The sequence below is a fragment of the Kribbella alba genome (assembly GCF_039529635.1).
In the GTDB taxonomy this organism is placed as follows: Bacteria; Actinomycetota; Actinomycetes; order Propionibacteriales; family Kribbellaceae; genus Kribbella; species Kribbella alba.
Map to the genome: position 1 here is coordinate 1,105,645 of NZ_BAAANE010000007.1, position 17,956 is coordinate 1,123,600.

Below are 17,956 nucleotides of genomic sequence, written 5' to 3' on the forward strand. Positions count from 1 at the left end.
CCGCATGGCCGGCTGGTCTAAGCCACGGGTGATTTGTCTTGGCCGACGTGCTCGAATCGGCGCCGCAGGTGACAGGTCCTACCCGGATCGTGGGGTCAGAACGCCGGGGGACGCCGTTCGTACGGGGTGCTGAGGACGATCGTGGTCGTGGTGGAGACGTTGGCGCGGGCGCGGATCACGGCCAGCAGGTTCTCCAGCGCAGCCGGCGTCGCGACCCGCACGATGAGGACGTAGCTGGAGTCACCGGCCACCGAGTAGCAGGACTCGATCTCGCGAACCTCGCGGAGCCGCTCCGGCGAGTCGTCCGGCTGGGACGGGTCGATCGGACGGATCGAGATCAGCGCAGTCAGCGGCAGATCCAGCGCCGCGTGGTCGATAGTTGCCGCGTAACCCTGAATGATCCCGCGCTGCTCCAACCGCTTCACCCGCTGGTGCACCGCCGAGGTCGACAGCCCGGTCGCCTTCCCCAGGTCGGTAAAACTCATCCGCCCATCAGACGCCAGCAACGCGACGATCTTGCGGTCCAGTTCCTCCATTCCGCAGACCCTACTGCCACAACACGCCCCGCGACAGCATCCTGCACCGCCCCTGAGACGGCCCCCGAAGCTGCCGCGAGCTCCCCGGTCTCCGGGGTCTGCGCCGGGGGTTACCCACCGAGATCGTGGGTTGGCCCCCGATATTCCGATGGGTCAACCCACAAGCTCGGTGGGTAACCCCTGATGTGGAGCCGGACAACGCGGACCGCCAGCACTCGCCAAGCCCGGTCCTAGCTCCAGGTCCAGCCGGGCTTGAGCGTGTGCAGGCTCGGCAACCGGAGCATGGTGAGTGCCGGCGGTCCGCCGGCACCGGCAACTCGCCGCGGATCCGCGATCGCGAGCGGCGACGGTCGAGCCGCAGGCAGTGCGGCGGACCGCCAACACTCACTAACCCCGGCCCGAACTCCTCGGCTAGCCGGACTTGAGCGTGTGCCGGCTCGCCAACCCGAGCATGGTGAGTGCCGGCGGTCCGCCGCGACCGGCAACTCGCCGCCGATCCGCGATCGCGAGCGGCGACGGTCGAGCCGCAGGCAGTGCGGCGGACCGCCAACACTCACTAACCCCGGCCCGAACTCCTCGCCTAGCCGGACTTGAGCGTGTGCCGGCTCGCCAACCCGAGCATGGTGAGTGCCGGCGGTCCGCCGCAGCTCGCCGCGGATCCGCGATCGCGAGCGGCGACGGAGGAGCCGCGCCCGGGTGGGTCGGGGCGAGGCCGCGGGACGCGCCCGGGTGGGTCGGGGCGGGGCCGCGGGTCGGGGGCGTACCACTCCTGCTCTGTCGGTGACCTGTGAAAGCATCGGCTCATGGCTGAGACTCCGCAGCGGCTGATGCTGCTGGATACCGCGTCGCTGTACTTCCGTGCGTTCTTCGGCGTGCCTGACACGATGAAGGCGGCCGACGGTACGCCGACCAACGCGATCCGCGGGCTGCTCGACTTCATCGCGCGGCTGGCGGAGAACCACCGGCCGACGCACCTGGTCGCCTGCTGGGACGACAACTGGCGGCCGTCCTGGCGGGTTGCGCTGATCCCGTCGTACAAGGCGCAGCGGGTCGAGTTCGTCACCGCCGCCGGCGACCAGGTCGAGGATGTGCCGGATCGGCTTGAGGTCCAGGTGCCGTACATCCGGGCGACCCTGGAGGCGCTCGGCATCGCGATCGTGGGGGCGGCTGATCACGAAGCGGACGACGTGATCGGCACGCTGACGCATCGCGCCGCGATGCCGGTCGACGTCGTCACCGGGGATCGCGATCTGTTCCAGCTGATCGACGACTCGCGCGGTATCCGGATCATCTACACGGCCGCGAAGGGCGTCGGGCGGGCGGACGTGCTCGACGAGAAGGCGCTGCTCGCCAAGTACGAGATCCCAGCCAGCCGGTACGCCGACTTCGCCACGCTGCGCGGGGATGCGTCGGACGGGCTGCCCGGGGTGAAGGGCATCGGCGAGAAGACCGCGGCCTCGCTGATCCTCGCGTACGGCGACCTCGACGCGATCAGGAAGGCGGCGGCCGATCCGGGTACGCCGATGTCGGCGTCGGTGAAGCGGAAGATCCTCGACGCGAGCGACTACCTCGATGTGGCGCCGAAGGTGGTCGCGGTGGCCACGGATGCGCCGGTCGGGTCGTTCGACGCGACACTGCCGACCGAGGTGAAGGACCCGGAGCGGTGGCTCGACCTCGTCGAACTACTCGAGCTGGGCGGTAGCGCGCAGCGGGTGATGACCGCGCTGAACCTGGGGCCCAAGACATGAGCGACGAAGGCGGGAGCGAACAGAACATGAGCGACCACGGCAAAGGCAACCAGGACGCAGGCGACCAAGGCACGGGCGACCAGGGCACCGGCGACCAGGGCAAGAGCGACGACGAGAAGCTGACAGAGATCGCGCACTTCGTGTTCGATCTTGCCCGCAACGGCGATGCCGAGCGACTGGCCGCCTACCTGGACGGCGGCACACCGGTCGACATGACCGATGCCGCAGGCAACACTTTGGTGATGCTTGCCGCATACAACGGTCAGCCGAGCACCGTGCAACTGCTGGCCGATCGCGGCGCCGATGTGAACCGGCTGAACGACCGGGGTCAGTCGCCGATCGCCGGCGCGGTGTTCAAAGCTGAGCCGGAGATCGTCCGGATCCTGCTCTCCGCCGGGGCCGACCCGCGCGCCGGTGCGCCGAACGCGATCGACACCGCGCGGATGTTCCAGCAAACCGAACTGATCACCCTCCTGGAGGGGAACGCGTGACGACGACTCTGGAACTGGCGCAGCGCTATGCGGCCGAGATCATCTCGCTCCGGAGAGCGCTCCACCAGGTTCCCGAGTACGATCTCGACCTCCCCAAGACCCAGGCGCTGATCCTCGAGGCCCTCGAAGACCTGGACCTCGAGATCACGCTGGGCAAAGAACTCTCCTCGATCACCGCCGTACTGCGGGGCCGTGGTGGCCCTGGTCCGGTCGTGTTACTGCGCGGCGACATGGACGCGCTACCTGTGACCGAGCGGGTCGACGTACCGTTCAAGTCGACCCATCCGGGGCTGATGCATGCCTGCGGCCACGACCTGCACGTCGCGGGACTCGTCGGCGCGGTGAAGATCCTCCACGAACTGCGGGACCAGCTCACCGGCGACGTGGTGTTCATGTTCCAGCCGGGTGAGGAGACCACCGGTGGGGCGCCGATCATGATCCACGAAGGCCTCCTGGAGGTCGCCGGGCGCCGCGTCGACTCGGCGTACTGCCTGCACGTTCAGTCCGCGGGTGATCCGCTGGGGATGTGGAACAGCAAGCCAGGTCCGGTGATGGCGGCGGCGGATCAGCTCAGCGTCCGGGTGGTCGGTGCCGGCGCGCACGGCTCAGAGCCGTTCCATGGCAAGGATCCGATCCCGGTCGCGTGCGAGATGGTGATCGCGCTGCAGACGATGGTGACGCGGCAGTTCGACGTGTTCGACCCGGTGGTGCTGACGGTGGGACGGATCGCCGGCGGCACCAAGGAGAACATCATTCCCGACGACGCGTTCTTCGACGCGACCGTGCGGACGTTCTCCCCCGAGACCGGCGCCAAGGTGCGGGAGGCGAGCGTCCGGCTGGTCGAGAACCTCGCGGCCGCCCATGGGCTCACCGCGGAGGTGGATTACCGGGTCGGCTATCCCGTGACGGTCAACGACGAGGCCGAGTTCGTCTTCGCCCGGCAGGCCATCGTCGACCTGTTCGGCGCCGAGCGGTTCCGCGAACGCGCGCACGCCGAGTGCGGCGCCGAGGACATGTCGTTCGTGCTCAACGAAGTCCCCGGCGCCTACGTCAACCTCAGCGCCTGTGGTGCCGACGACTGGCACCACGCCGCGGACAACCACTCCCCGCTCGCCGACTTCGACGACTCGGTCCTCGCCGACGGAGCCGCGCTCCTCGCCGAACTAGCAGTACGCCGCCTCTCCCGCGGCATCAGCTGACTCCGTCGTCCCGGCGGTATGCCGCCTTGCGCGTGCCGCTGGCGCTCCGCCCGGACCTGGTGTCACCACAGAAGTAGCCCGCGGCTTGGCGTACGCAGTACGGGGAAAGCAGAGGGGTGCCACCGGAGATGGGTGGCACCCCTCTGCCCGTGCGTCACGCCGGAGCGGTAACGCCTTCCTCCTCGTCGACGCCCGTCAGAGCGCCACTGAACTGGGCGTTGTAGAGGCGTGCGTAGGCGCCGTCCACGGCCAGCAGTTCGTTGTGCGTGCCCTGTTCGACGATCGAACCGTTCTCCATCACGAGGATCAGGTCCGCGTCGCGGATCGTGGACAGCCGGTGGGCGATCACGAAACTCGTTCGGTCGGACCGGAGCGCGGCCATCGCCCGCTGCACGAGCACCTCCGTGCGGGTGTCGACCGAGCTGGTCGCCTCGTCCAGGATCAGCAACTGCGGATCGGCCAGGAATGCCCGGGCGATGGTGAGCAGCTGCTTCTCACCTGCACTGACGTTGTTGCCCTCCTCGTCGATCACCGTGTCGTAGCCGTTCGGCAGGCTGTGCACGAAGCGATCCACGTACGTCGCCTTGGCCGCCTCGAGCATGTCCTCCTCGGTGGCGTCGAGGTTTCCGTACCGGATGTTGTCCCGGATGGTTCCACCGAACAGCCAGGTGTCCTGCAGCACCATGCCGATCCGCGACCGCAGATCGTGCCGGCTCAGCTCGGTGATGTCGACGCCGTCCAGCGTGATCCGGCCGCCGTTCAGCTCGTAGAACCGCATGATCAGGTTGACCAGGGTCGTCTTGCCGGCCCCGGTCGGTCCCACGATCGCGACCGTCTGCCCTGGTTCGGCAACCAGGCTCAGGTCCGTGATCAGCGGCTTGCCGGGGTCGTACGAGAACGAAACGTGCTCGAACTCCACCCGCCCGTGCGAATCCACCACCTTCGCCGGCCTGGCATCGTCCGGTACCTGCTCGGTGGCGTCCAGTACTTCGAACACTCGCTCGGCCGAGGCGACCCCGGACTGCAGCAGGTTCGCCATCGACGCCACCTGGGTCAGCGGCTGGGTGAACTGCCGCGAGTACTGGATGAAGGCCTGCACGTCACCCAGCGACATCGTGCCGGAGGCCACCCGCAGGCCGCCGATCACCGCGATCACCACATAGTTGAGGTTCCCGATGAACATCATCGACGGCATGATCAGACCGGAGATGAACTGCGCGCCGAACGAGGCCTGGTAGAGCTCCTCGTTCTTCTGCGCGAAGCTCTCCTCGATCTCCTTCTGCCGGCCGAACACCTTGACCAGCTCGTGCCCGGTGAAGGCCTCCTCGATCTGGCCGTTCAGCGCGCCGGTGTGCCGCCACTGAGCGACGAACCGGGCCTGCGAACGCTTCGCGATCGCCGCGGTCAGCACCATCGAGATCGGGATGGTGACCAGTGCGATCAAGGCGAGCAACGGTGACACCACGAACATCATGGTGACGACACCGACCACCGTCAGCAGCGAGGTGAGCAGCTGGCTCAGCGTCTGCTGCAGGCTGGTGGAGATGTTGTCGATGTCGTTGGTGACCCGGCTCAGCAGCTCACCGCGCGGCGCGCCGTCGAAGTAGCTCAACGGCAGCCGGTTCAGCTTGTCCTCGACCTCGGACCGCAGCTCGTAGACCGTCCGCTGCACCACACCGTTCAGGATGTAGCCCTGCATCCAGGAGAGCAGGAACGCGCCCAGGTAGAGCCCCAGCACCAGCATCAGAACGTTGCGCAGGGCATCGAAGTCGATGCCGACGCCCGGGATCAGGTCGATCCCCTGCAGCAGGTCCGCGAGCCGGCCGTTGCCGGCGGCCCGGGTCTGCTCGATCACCTGCTCCTTGCTCACCCCGGACGGCAGTGTCTTGCCGATCGCGCCGGCGAAGATGATGTCGGTGGCCCGGCCGAGGATCTTCGGACCGAGCACGGACAGCCCGACGCTCGCGATCGCGAGCAGGATCACCCCGCCGACGTGCACCCGGTGCGGGCGCAGCCGCCTCAGCAGCCGCTTCGCCGACGGGCCGAAGTTCATCGACTTGTCCCCCGGGATGCCGCCCGGCGGACCGAACGCACGTCCGGTGGTCGGGCGCTCGGTGGACTTGATGGTGGCCGGCTGGCCCTCCGCCCCGGCCTCCTCGATCGGCGTCCGGTCGATCGGCGTCCGGTCGACCGGCCTGCCGTCGACCGGCCTGCTCTGGACCGGTTTCTGGTCGCTCATGCCGCCTCCTCCGCGGACCGCTGGGACTCGACGATCTCGACGTACGTCGGGCAACTCCGCAGCAGCTCGTCATGGCTGCCGTTGCCGACGATGGCACCGTCCTCGATCACGATGATCTGGTCCGCGTCGATGATGGTGGACACCCGCTGGGCGACGATCACCACGCAGGCGTCGGCCGTGACCGGCTTCAGCGCCGCCCGCAGCCTGGCATCGGTGGACAGGTCGAGCGCCGAGAACGAGTCGTCGAACAGGTAGATCTCGGGCTTGCGAACCAGCGCCCGGGCAATCGCGAGCCGCTGCCGCTGACCGCCGGAGACATTCGTGCCGCCCTGCGCGATCGGCGAGTTCAGCCCCGCGGGCATCGCCTCGACGAAGTCGCGGCCCTGCGCGATCCGCAGCGCCTCCCACAGCTCATCGTCGGTCGCATCCGGATTGCCGTAGCGAAGGTTGCTCGCCACGGTCCCGGAGAACAGGTACGGCCGCTGCGGAACCAGGCCGATCCGCTTCCAGAGCGCCTCCGGCTCCATCTCCCGGACGTCGACACCGTCCACGGCGACCTTCCCACCCGTGGTGTCGAACAGCCGCGGGACCAGCGACAGCAGGGTGGTCTTGCCCGCGCCCGTGCTACCGATGATCGCGGTGGTCTTGCCAGGGGACGCGGTGAAGGTGATGTCCCGCAGTACCGGCTCGGCCGCCCCGGGGTACTGGAACTCGGCGTGGTCGAAGACGAGCTCGCCCCGGCCGACGAACTCCCTGATCGGGGTGACCGGCGGACGGACCGAGGACTCGGTGTCGAGTACCTCGCTGATCCGGTCCGCGCAGACCGAGGCCCGCGGCACCATGATCATCACGAAAGTCGCCATCATCACCGAGAACAGGATCTGGATCAGGTAGCTGATGAACGCGGTCAGCGCGCCGACCTGCATCGCGCCGTCCTGCACTCGGGAGGCGCCGAACCAGAGCACGGCGACACTGGACGCGTTCAGGATCAGCATGACGACCGGGAACACCAGCGCCATCAGCCGACCGGCCCGTACCGCGGTGCCGGTGAGGTTCTCGTTGGACTCCGCGAACCGCTCCACTTCATGCGGTTCGCGGACGAACGCACGAACCACCCGGATGCCGGTGATCTGCTCGCGCAGTACCCGGTTCACCGAGTCGACGTTGACCTGCATCTTGCGGAACTGCGGCACCATCTGCCTGGCGATCAGGCCGATGGAAACCGCCAGCAACGGTACGGCGACCGCGACCAGCCAGGACAGGCCGACATCCTCGCGGACCGCCATGATGATGCCGCCGACCATCGTGATCGGGGCGGCCACCAGCATCGTGCAGGTGGTGACCACCAGCATCTGCACCTGGGTGACGTCGTTCGTGCTGCGCGAGATCAGCGTCGGCGCGCCGAACTTGCCGACCTCACGGGCGGAGAACTCGCCGACCCGGTGGAACACCGCGGCCCGGACGTCGCGCCCGAACAACGCCGCCGTCTTGGCCCCGAAGTACACGGCCGCGATCGTGCACACGATCTGTACGAGGCTGATGCCGAGCATCCACCCCCCGGTCCCCATGATGTAGCCGGTGTCGCCCTTGGCCACACCGTTGTCGATGATGTCGGCGTTCAGGCTGGGCAGGTAGAGAGAGGCGATCGTCCCGATCAGTTGCAGGACGACCACCATGGACAGGTTGCCGGCGTACGGACGCAGGTGCGTACGCAACAGGCGAAGAAGCATCAGAGATCCCCAGTTTTCTTCATGCGGACACCGTCGAGGGCGAAGTCGACGATCTCCTCGGCGGTCAACGGCTGACCGTCCGAAATCATTGGGTGGGTCGCGGAGAAAGTGACCAAGCGGAGCAGCCGGGCTGCTTCGGTGGGCGGATAACGCAGGTCCTCCGCATCGGGGGCGAGGACGGCGACGAAGGCGCGGTTGGCCAGGTCGGCGTTGGATTTGCGGCGGGCCTCCTCGGCGAGCGACCGCGCCAGCTCCGGCGGCCGCTGCATCCGCAGCGCCAGCAGCAGTCCGAAGACGTCCCGCAACCTGGCCTGCATGATCTCCACGGCCTGGATGGCACGCTCCCGCAACGGGAGTCCCCGATCGACCATGTCGAGCTCGCGGACCAACGGGACCGGATCGAACGCGGTCACCACGGCCGCTTCGATCAGCGCGTCCTTGCTGCCGAAGGCCCGGAAGATCGTGCCCTCAGCGACGCCGGCCGCCTCGGCGATCTGCCGGGTGCTCACGTCCTGGCCGAACTCCCGGAGCAACGGCAGGGTCGCCTCGACCAGGGCGGCGCGGCGCTCGTCGGGCGGTAGTGGGGTTGCACGTGGGCTCACCCGATCGAGAGTAACTGAGTGAGTACTCACTCACAAATGAATTCAGCGCGAGCGCAGCAGCGCCGCGATTCCGTCGAGCAGGCGGGCCAGGCCGAACTCGAAACTGTGCTCCGAGTCGTACGGCGCGCCGAACTCGTGCCCGAAGGTGGTCCCGACCCGCGAAGCGAGCGGGAACTTCTTCGTGTCGCCGATCTTGTCGAGCAGCGGTTCGTGGGCGAGCCACCATTCTTTGTCCGTGATACCAGAGCGCAGGATCACCTGCCGGGCTTCCACCGCACTCCGCACCGCGGCCTGCACGAATCCGTTCACGAGGGCGACCGCGGCGTCCATCTCCACGTCAGTGAGGCCGATACCCTCGACCGCGGACAGCTCCCACTCGTACTTGGCCATCACGTGCGGTCCTAGCGGTGGCCGGCTCACACCGACCTGGAGCAGCCAGGGGTGATCGAGGTAGAGGCGTCGATTCTCCCTGGCGACCTCGTCGAGTCTGGTCCGCCAGTCCCCTCGCACCTCTCGGCGCGGCAGCTCGCCGTACACGGTGTCGAGCATGACGTCGATCAGCTCGCCCTTGCCGGGGAAATAGCGGTACAGCGTCATCGCGCCGACGCCGAGCTCGTCGGCGACCCGACGGATCGACATCGCGGACAGCCCTTCCGCGTCGGCGATCCTGACAGCGGCCTCGACGATCTGCCCCACGGTCAGCGCAGGCTTCGGCCCCCGGGTGGGCGTGGGCTGCAGTCCCCAGAGCAGCTCCAGGCTCTTCCTTGGGTCGCCACTGCCGCTGTACTCCTGGTTCATGTGCGCGATTCTCCCGGACTGGCTACACTCCTCGAGCTACCCCGTACAGCGTACTCAGTAAGCTTGACCCTTGACCTACAGCAAAGTTGAGGTTCTACGTTCGACGGAAACTGTCGGTGCCCTGCGGGACCATCGGCACACCAATCTCGCAGACGAGTGGCCGGAGTAGCGCCGTGAGCATGGAAATGACCGCGTGGACGTCGATGTACCACGCGATGCAACGACCGGACGAGAAGCGACCCTTCTCCCGCGCGACGCTGAAACGGATCCTGGCGTTCGCGCGCCCACATCGGCGGAAGCTGACGCTGTTCCTGATCCTGAGCATCGGCGCGGCGGTGCTGGCCGTTGCCACGCCGGTGCTCGCCGGCCGCGTCGTGGATGCGATCGTCGGCCACAAGGACTTCAGCACCGTACTGCGCCTCGCGATCCTGATCGCGGTGATCGCCATCGGCGAAGCGGGAATCGGCTTGCTCACCCGCTGGTTGTCGGCCAGCATCGGCGAGGGCCTGATCCTGGATCTGCGCACGGCCGTGTTCGACCACATCCAGCGGATGCCGATCGCGTTCTTCACCCGGACCCGGACGGGAGCGCTGGTGTCCCGGCTGAACAACGACGTGATCGGTGCGCAGCGCGCCTTCAGCGACACCTTGTCCGGCGTGGTCAGCAACCTGGTGATGCTGGTCCTGACCCTGGTCGTGATGCTGGGGGTTTCGTGGCAGATCACCCTGCTCGCACTCGTCATCCTGCCGATCTTCGTCATCCCGGCCCGGCGGATCGGCAACCGGCTGGCCGCGCTGGGCCTGGAGGCGGCGAACTACAACGCCACCATGAGCACGCAGATGACGGAGCGGTTCTCCGCACCGGGCGCGACGCTGGTGAAGCTGTTCGGCCGCCCGTCGCGTGAGTCGCTCGAGTTCGCGGTCCGGGCTCGGCGTGTCCGGGATATCGGCGTACGGACGGCGATGGTGCAGTGGGTGTTCGTCACCTCCCTCACCCTCGTGTCTGCGCTCGCGCTGGCCGTCGTCTACGGCCTCGGTGGCTTCTACGCGCTGCGAGGTGAGCTCGACGCGGGTTCCGTCGTCGCGATGGCTTTGCTGCTGACCCGCCTCTACTCCCCCTTGACCGCGCTCGCGAGCGCTCGGCTCGAGGTGATGACCGCGCTGGTCAGCTTCGAGCGGGTCTTCGAGGTTCTCGACCTCGAACCGCTGATCAAGGACAAGCCGGATGCGGGTACGGTGCCCGCCGGTCCGGTCGCGGTCGAGTTCACGGACGTGAGCTTCGCGTATCCGTCGGCCGACAAGGTGTCGCTGGCGTCTTTGGAAGAGGTCGCCAAGCTCGACAGCCGCGGCGGGGTGCAGGTGCTGCACGACATCTCGTTCCGGGCGGAACCGGGGCAGATGGTCGCGCTGGTCGGTTCGTCCGGCGCCGGCAAGTCGACCATCGCGCAACTCATCCCCCGCCTGTACGACGTGGACGCGGGCGCGGTGCGGCTCGCCGGCGTGGACGTCCGGGACCTCACCGCCGAATCTTTGCGGGACACGCTCGGCATGGTCACGCAGGATGGGCACCTGTTCCACGACAGCATCCGGGAGAACCTCCTGCTGGCCGCTCCGGATGCGACCGAGGACGAGCTCTGGCATGCGCTGACCCGCGCTCGGCTGGGCGACCTGATTCGTTCGCTGCCCGATCAGCTGGAGACTGTGGTCGGTGAGCGTGGCTATCGCTTGTCCGGTGGTGAGCGGCAGCGCCTGACCATCGCTCGGTTGCTGCTCGCTCAGCCGCGAGTGGTGATCCTCGACGAGGCGACTGCGGCGCTCGACTCCACCTCGGAGGCAGCTGTCCAGGCTGCGCTCCGGGAGGCGCTCGAAGGACGGACAGCCGTAGTCATCGCGCACCGCCTGTCCACGATCCGGGCGGCAGACCAGATCCTGGTCGTCGAGGACGGTCGCATCATCGAACGCGGAACCCACACTGAACTCCTCGCCGTAGGCGGTCGCTACGAGGAGCTCCACCGCACCCAGTTCGACCAGCCCGCCGAGGAGGTCCCACTGGGCGCGCACTGACACCTGGCGGCACGGTTTAGGGCAGGGCTGGTTCGACGAGCTGGGGGTTTGGGTTGACAGGGATGTCGCAGACGGGGGCGTTGGCTGGGTTGGCGGCGGTGTTCCGGCCGGCTGATCCACCTCGCGAAGGACGGATCGCATTCTGGGATCCGGCCGGAAACGATCTCCCGCTCGGGATCGGTGAGCAGGCGTGGCTGGAGCTAGTCGTCAACGGGCCGAAGGGTGTCGGCACCCGCTCGACTCCCGTGATCGAACTGCCGGTCGCCGAGGCGGTGCCGCTGCTCGGCCGAGCACGAACATCAGGCGAGGCTCATCCCTCCGCCGCCTTCTGGGGCGCAGCGGCGTTGATCGCGTTGCAACTGGTCGCCCGCGGTCGGCTCTTGCCGGGCGTGTCCCCCGGCGGCTTCGACGCCTGGCGAGTCGGGCCACTCGACGCCGCCGATATCGACCGGGTCCTCCACCTCGCCGAGTCCATGCCACCACAGGCCCGCGCGATCCCGCTCGAGTCCGCCGGCGCGGCTCGGAAGGCCGGCGCCGCCGAGGCGCCTGGCACTGGCGACGCAGCTGGTGATGCCGAGGCGGCCGGCACTGGCGATGCCGGGGCGGCTGGTTTGCGGGTGCCTGTGGCCGAGGAGCTGGTGCGGGCGTTTCTGGATGCGGTGGCGGATGGGATGCCTCGATCGCCGGCTGCCGCCAAGGCGCATGGGACTCCGCTGTTCGCGGGGCAGGCGCCGCAGCAGGCTGGGCGGTTGCGGTCCTGGGCTGACGAGGTCTCGGCCGGGCTCGACACCGGCGTGCGGATCTCGTTGCGGATCGAGTTGCCGGAGTCGCTGGGGTTCCGTGCGGTCGTGCAGCTGCACAGTTTGAAGGATCCGACGCTGGTTCGGGATGCGGCCGAGGTGTGGGCAGAGGACGTCGCGGGGTTCGGACCGCGGGCGCGGATCGACGCAACTTTGGCGATCCGGCGGGCCGCCCGAGTCTGGGCGCCGTTGAACCGCCTCCTCGACTCCGTCGTACCGGATCGGATGGAGCTGGCGGACGAAGAGGTCGGCGACCTGCTGGCGGGTGGAGCGCAACGATTGTCCGCAGCGGGCGTCGACCTGCATTGGCCGCGCAGCTTGGGCCGCGCGCTGACGGCGCGCGCCGCGATCACCTCAGCTGACGGGCCTCCGTCGGACATGCCGAAGTTCTTCAGCGGCGGCGCGACCCTGGACTTCAGCTGGCAAGTTGCGCTCGGCAACGATCCGCTCACCGACGAGGAGATGGACCGGCTCGCCGAGGCGACCCGGCCGGTGGTTCGGCTGCGCGACCAATGGATGCTGGTCGATCCCGAGCTCGCCCGCAAGGCACGCGAGCGAATCCTCAAACCCGTCACCCCCATCGACGCGTTGAGCGCTGCCCTCACCGGCAGCACGGAGATCGACGGTCGGCAGATCACCGTCACTCCGACTCGCTGGCTCGATGACCTCCGGGAGAAGATCGCGGATCCGGATCGCGTCGACGGCGTGGTGGAGGCACCAGCGGCTTTGCAGGCGACCCTGCGCGACTACCAACTACGCGGCCTGCGATGGCTGGTCCGGATGACCTCGCTCGGGCTCGGCGGCTGTCTGGCCGACGACATGGGCCTCGGCAAGACCATCATGCTGATCTCGCTCCACCTGCACCGACAGGAATCCGCCGATACCCGCGGGCCGACGCTCGTGGTGTGCCCGGCCTCGCTGCTGGGGAACTGGGAGCGCGAGGTGCAGCGGTTCGCTCCGGGTACGCCGGTACGCCGATTCCACGGGTCCGGCCGATCCCTCGACGGCGCCGACGAGGGGTTCGTGCTCACGACGTACGGGACATTGCGTCGGGATGCGGCCAGGCTGGCTGCGCATCGTTGGGCGCTCCTGGTCGCCGATGAGGCCCAGCACGTCAAGAATCCGTCCTCCGGGACGGCGAAGGCGCTCCGTACGGTGCCTGCCTCGGCGCGGGTCGCGCTGACCGGAACGCCGGTGGAGAACAACCTTTCGGAGCTCTGGGCGATTCTCGACTGGACGACGCCGGGGTTGCTCGGCCGGCTCGGGACGTTCCGGAGCCGGTGGGCGACGCCGATCGAGGCCGACAAGGACGAGGCGGTCGCCGAGCGGTTGGCCAAGCTGGTCCGGCCGTTCCTGCTGCGCCGCCGCAAGGCCGATCCCGGGATCGCGCCGGAGCTACCGCCCAAGACCGAGACCGATCAGCCGGTGTCCCTGACCCGCGAGCAGGCGGTGCTCTACGAGGCGACGGTCCGCGAGTTGCTCGACGCAGTGCAGGCGAGTGACCAGATGGCCCGGCGCGGCTTGATCGTGAAGCTGCTGACGGGGTTGAAGCAGATCTGCAACCACCCGGTGCAGTACCTGAAGGAACCGGAAGGTGCCCGGCTGGCTGGGCGATCGGGCAAGCTCGAACTGCTGGATGAGTTGCTCGCCACGATCATTGCCGAAGACGGCGCGGTGCTGGTGTTCACGCAGTACGTCGCGATGGCGAGGCTGCTGGAGAGACACCTCGCCGATCGCGGCATCCCGAGCCAGTTGCTGCACGGCGGTACTCCGGTCCGGCGGCGCGAGGAGCTGGTCGAGCGGTTCCAGGCCGGCGAGGTGCCGGTGTTCCTGCTCTCGTTGAAGGCGGCGGGCACGGGACTGAACCTCACCCGGGCGGATCACGTCGTGCACTACGACCGCTGGTGGAATCCCGCGGTCGAGGATCAGGCCACGGACCGCGCGTACCGGATCGGGCAGACGCGGCCGGTCCAGGTCCACCGGTTGATTGCCGAGGGCACCATCGAGGACCGGATCGCGGCGATGCTGAGCAGCAAACGCGAACTGGCCGATGCCGTCCTGACCGCCGGAGAAGCTGCATTGACCGAGCTGTCCGATGCCGAGCTGGCCGATTTGGTCGAACTGCGAGGTGCGCGGTGAGCGGCGAGGCGGCGCGGGGCTTCCCGGCGTTCGCGGCGGCGGGGCGCCGCAGTACGACGGGGCGGTCGTGGTGGGGACGGTCGTGGGTGCAGGCGTTGGAGGACACCTCGCTCGACTCCGACCAGTTGCGGAAGGGGCGGCGGTACGCGAACTCGGGGCAGGTCGGCACGATCACCATCAGCCCGGGGCGAATCGCGGCGACAGTTCATGCCCCGGAGGACACCTATGAATCGGTGGTGCTCGTCGATCGGCTGAGCGAGGACGAGTGGCGCCGGTTCCTCGACCAGGTGGGCGCGCGAGCCGGGCACATCGCGGCGCTGCTGGACGGCGAGATGCCGCACGAGCTGGTGGACGCGGCCGCCGATGCCGGGGTGCCGTTGCTCCCTGGGATCGGTGATCTGGATCCATCGTGTACCTGCGATGGCTGGGAACTGCCCTGCCAGCACGCGGCCGCGCTCTGCTACCAGGTCGGCTGGTTGCTCGACGACGATCCGTTCGTACTGCTACTGATGCGCGGACGGTCCAGCGAGGACCTACTGGACGAGCTACAGCAACGAATGACGAGCTCGGCTGTCGAGCCGGAAGCTCAGGGCGACCCCCGACCAGGGGTCCTGGCTGCGGAGGTCTTCGGCGCTGTTGATCCTGGGGCGGCCCGTCTCGGGGTGACGGGTTCGGAATTGCCGGAGTTGCCGGAGTTGCCGGGCAAGGTTCAGGTGGAGGATCTGGCCGTCAACGAAGCGCAACCGTTGGCGGATCTTGCACCTGCGACGCTGCCGCTGCTCGCGCTCGATGCAGCACGGCGGGCGCGGGCTCAGCTCAGTGCGTTGTTGAGCAACTCGCCTGATCCGTGGGTGCTGGATGAGTGGCAGGACGCGGTTCGGCTCGCGGCCGACTATCCGTCGCTCGCTGAACGGCTCGGCGCTGCTTTCGACCGTCCTGCAGAGCTTTCCGTGGGAGTGCAGGCTTGGTCGTACGGCGGCGCGCCCGGGCTGGAGGTGCTCGAACATCTCTGGGATCCGGATCCGTCCGAGTTGGCCCGGGCACGGACCGAACTCCTCTCGGCCTGGGACGACCCCGAGTTGGAGGCGAGCTTCGCGGTCGAGGCGAACCGGCTGACGACGGCCGAACGGCAACTGCGGCTGGACCGGGTCGGGCGCTGGCATCCTTACGATCTAGAAGCCGGCGCGTGGGTCCCAGCCGGACCCGCTGATCGAGACCCGGCCGCGGCGTTCGCAGTACAGGACAACTGGTAGGCCGCTGGTAGCGGTGGAGATCGGCTGCGGGGCACTCTGCCGGCGGTTCAGGGGGCCGCCGCAGTTTGATCAGGGGTGGGAGCCGAGTCGATCACCGCACTCCCAGATTTCGTGACACTCCGTGTCCGAGGGCGCTTTCCGTATACAACTCGCCTCCGTCGCACTTCCTCGCTACCTGCCATCCAGCAGGTAGCGAGGAGCTCGGGCCGTCGTCATGTCGTCCCCCACACCGCCTCGGGCGCCGCGATCAGGCAACCAACCAAACCATGCCTGACCGAGCGGCCGGGACTGCCCGGATCTAACCCGCGCATCGCGGCTCTCGGGGTGGCGAAAGCCCACTGGGGAAGGCGCAACCAGCCCATCCTCGTCCGATTTGCGGACGATCGTTCCACTTTCCGGGACGCCAGGTCGTCGCCGATCACGGCGCCCGCAAGGGCAGCAACCCGACGATCAGCGGCCTCGAAGTCGGCACCCACACCCGACAGCCGCAGGCCCCTCCAGGCGTGCTGTCACGAAAAGGTTCAGACAAACTCGCCGAATCACTTGCGCACGTGCCTTGTATACATGAAACAGTCTGGGGAACCGCTCATTCAGGAGACCGAAAAATGCCCCGTCGAACTCCCCTGTCGCTGAACCGCTCCAGCTGGACCTCCCGCCTGCGCACCGGCAAACGCGCCCATGAAGGACGCACCGGCACGTTCCGCCTCGCCCCCCGGGGCACTGCCTCACTCGGCGCCGCGGTCGCGGTGGTCGTGCTGGCACTGGTCAGCGCGGCCTGTTCGCCGGTCGAGTCGACCGGGAATCAGGCGGGCGGCGAGCAGTCGACCGCGAACCAGGACGTCTTCGGCGATGCCGCGGATCCGGCACAGGTGAAGGCGGGCGGCACCCTCACGGTCGCGTTGTCGGCCGACCCCGACAAGCTCGACCCGACGCTCTCGCGCAGCCTGTACTCGCGGTACATCTTCCACACCATGTGCGAGAAGCTCTACGACCTCAGCTCCGACGCCAAGATCGTCCCGCAGCTCGCCACCGCGCTGCCGACCATCTCCTCGGACGGGCTGAGCCTGACGATCCCACTGCGCGAGGGCGTGAAGTTCGCCGATGGCGGGACCATGGACTCGGCCGCGGTGAAGCTCTCGATAGAGCGCGGTCTCACCCTCGCCGGCTCGGGCCGCAAGAGCGAGCTCGGACCGATCAGCTCGGTCGAGACACCTGACCCGAAGACCGTGGTGATCAAGCTGTCCAAGCCGTTCGCCCCGCTGACCGCCGCACTGGCCGACCGCGCAGGCATGGTGCTCAGCCCGGCCGCGGTGAACAAGCTCGGCGCGAACTTCTCCACCGCGCCGGTCTGCGTCGGCCCGTTCAAGTTCGCCAGCCGGGTCGCGCAGAACTCGATCAAGGTGGTCAAGGATCCCCTGTACTACGACGCCGCCAAGGTGCACCTGGATGCCATCGAGTACAGGATCATCACCGACTCCAGCATCCGCTCGGCCAACCTCCGGTCCGGCGACGCGCAGGTCGCCGACTCCCTGGCGACCCAGGACGCACCCACCCTGCAGAAGGACAGCAGCATGACCGTGCTGCAGTCGGAGTCGCTCGGCTACCAGGGCCTGATGATCAACATCGGCAACGCGAACGGCATCGACAAGCCGTCCAAGCAGCTCGACACCCCGCTCGCCAAGGACCCCCGGGTCCGGCAGGCGCTGGCGCTGTCGATCGACCGCGAGGCGCTGGTCAAGTCGATCTTCAACGGGCTGAACACGGTGGCCTGCTCGCCGGTCTCGCCGAAGAGCCAGTTCACCTCGGACGCCGCGCAGGTGTGTCCCGCGCACGACCCGGCCAAGGCGAAGGAACTCCTCAGCCAGGCAGGCGTCAGCACGCCGTACAAGGTCAACATGATCACGTCGAACAACCCGGACAGCCTCCGGCTGGCGCAGGCGCTGCAGGCGATGGTCAAGGAGGGTGGCTTCGATCTGGTGATCAAGCCGGTCGAGTACACCTCTTTGCTGGACCAGCAGGACCGTGGTGACTTCGAACTGTTGCAGCTCGGCTGGTCCGGCCGGGTCGACCCGGACGCGAACATCAACAGCTTCGTCGGCACGGGCGGCAGCCAGAATGTGGCCGGCTACAGCAATCCTGAGATGGACAAGCTGCTCAGCGACGCCCGGCAGGCTCAGGACAAGGCCCAGCGGGTCCAGCTCTACGGCCAGGTGGTGACCAAGCTGGAGCAGGACTACCCGCTGATCTACATGTACCGGCAGCGCAACCTGACCGGTGTCTCGAAGAAGGTCCTCGGCGTTCAGACCTACCCGGACGGCGTGATCCGGACCGCTTTCGCCGGCTTCGCCAAGTAGGGCT

At 68.1% G+C, this 17,956-nt stretch carries 12 protein-coding genes; 7 read left to right on the forward strand and 5 right to left on the reverse strand.

Annotated features, from left to right (window positions below; genetic code table 11):
* Positions 1-95: 95 nt before the first annotated feature.
* The gene (locus ABD210_RS23075; protein ID WP_344114058.1) at positions 96-536 is read right to left on the reverse strand and encodes an Lrp/AsnC family transcriptional regulator; all 441 of its coding nucleotides are present in this window, start codon (positions 534-536) and stop codon (positions 96-98) included.
* 827 nt (positions 537-1,363) lie between these two features.
* On the opposite strand from ABD210_RS23075, the gene ABD210_RS23080 reads away from it, so the two are divergent.
* The 3 genes from ABD210_RS23080 to ABD210_RS23090 are packed head-to-tail and all read left to right on the forward strand — an operon-like array spanning position 1,364 to position 3,974.
* The gene (locus ABD210_RS23080) at positions 1,364-2,284 is read left to right on the forward strand and encodes a 5'-3' exonuclease (protein ID WP_425552719.1); all 921 of its coding nucleotides are present in this window, start codon (positions 1,364-1,366) and stop codon (positions 2,282-2,284) included.
* The gene (locus ABD210_RS23085) at positions 2,281-2,775 is read left to right on the forward strand and encodes an ankyrin repeat domain-containing protein (protein ID WP_344114061.1); all 495 of its coding nucleotides are present in this window, start codon (positions 2,281-2,283) and stop codon (positions 2,773-2,775) included. Before ABD210_RS23080 ends, ABD210_RS23085 begins: the two co-directional genes overlap by 4 nt.
* A complete protein-coding gene (locus tag ABD210_RS23090; protein ID WP_344114062.1) occupies positions 2,772-3,974 on the forward strand; it encodes a M20 metallopeptidase family protein in 1,203 nt (400 codons plus the stop codon). The genes ABD210_RS23085 and ABD210_RS23090 overlap by 4 nt, the downstream gene beginning before the upstream one ends.
* 154 nt (positions 3,975-4,128) lie before the next feature.
* On the opposite strand, the gene ABD210_RS23095 is transcribed toward ABD210_RS23090, so the two are convergent.
* Genes ABD210_RS23095 through ABD210_RS23110 form a run of 4 tightly spaced genes read right to left on the reverse strand, consistent with a single transcriptional unit; the run spans position 4,129 to position 9,343 of the window.
* The gene (locus ABD210_RS23095; protein ID WP_425552711.1) at positions 4,129-6,213 is read right to left on the reverse strand and encodes an ABC transporter ATP-binding protein; all 2,085 of its coding nucleotides are present in this window, start codon (positions 6,211-6,213) and stop codon (positions 4,129-4,131) included.
* Complete coding sequence (locus ABD210_RS23100; RefSeq protein WP_344114063.1) at positions 6,210-7,943, reverse strand: ABC transporter ATP-binding protein; 1,734 nt, start codon at positions 7,941-7,943, stop codon at positions 6,210-6,212. Before ABD210_RS23100 ends, ABD210_RS23095 begins: the two co-directional genes overlap by 4 nt.
* A complete protein-coding gene (locus ABD210_RS23105) occupies positions 7,943-8,545 on the reverse strand; it encodes a TetR/AcrR family transcriptional regulator (RefSeq protein ID WP_344114065.1) in 603 nt (200 codons plus the stop codon). The genes ABD210_RS23100 and ABD210_RS23105 overlap by 1 nt, the downstream gene beginning before the upstream one ends.
* Positions 8,546-8,587: 42 nt before the next feature.
* Positions 8,588-9,343, reverse strand: coding sequence for a TetR/AcrR family transcriptional regulator (locus tag ABD210_RS23110; protein ID WP_344114067.1), 756 nt, complete (start codon positions 9,341-9,343; stop codon positions 8,588-8,590).
* A gap of 185 nt (positions 9,344-9,528) precedes the next feature.
* Between ABD210_RS23110 and ABD210_RS23115 the strand changes: the two genes are divergently transcribed.
* From ABD210_RS23115 to ABD210_RS23130, 4 genes are all read left to right on the forward strand, one after another.
* Positions 9,529-11,406: an ABC transporter ATP-binding protein gene (locus ABD210_RS23115; RefSeq protein ID WP_344114145.1), complete on the forward strand. Its 1,878-nt coding sequence runs from the start codon at positions 9,529-9,531 to the stop codon at positions 11,404-11,406.
* 62 nt (positions 11,407-11,468) lie between these two features.
* The gene (locus ABD210_RS23120) at positions 11,469-14,345 is read left to right on the forward strand and encodes a DEAD/DEAH box helicase (RefSeq protein ID WP_344114068.1); all 2,877 of its coding nucleotides are present in this window, start codon (positions 11,469-11,471) and stop codon (positions 14,343-14,345) included.
* On the forward strand, positions 14,342-15,598 hold the full coding sequence (locus tag ABD210_RS23125) for an SWIM zinc finger family protein (RefSeq protein ID WP_344114069.1): 1,257 nt from the start codon (positions 14,342-14,344) through the stop codon (positions 15,596-15,598). Before ABD210_RS23120 ends, ABD210_RS23125 begins: the two co-directional genes overlap by 4 nt.
* A 605-nt stretch (positions 15,599-16,203) precedes the next feature.
* Positions 16,204-17,952 carry an ABC transporter substrate-binding protein gene (locus ABD210_RS23130; protein WP_344114070.1) on the forward strand — a complete coding sequence of 583 codons (1,749 nt, stop codon included), beginning with the start codon at positions 16,204-16,206 and terminating at the stop codon, positions 17,950-17,952.
* The last annotated feature ends 4 nt before the right edge of the window (positions 17,953-17,956 follow it).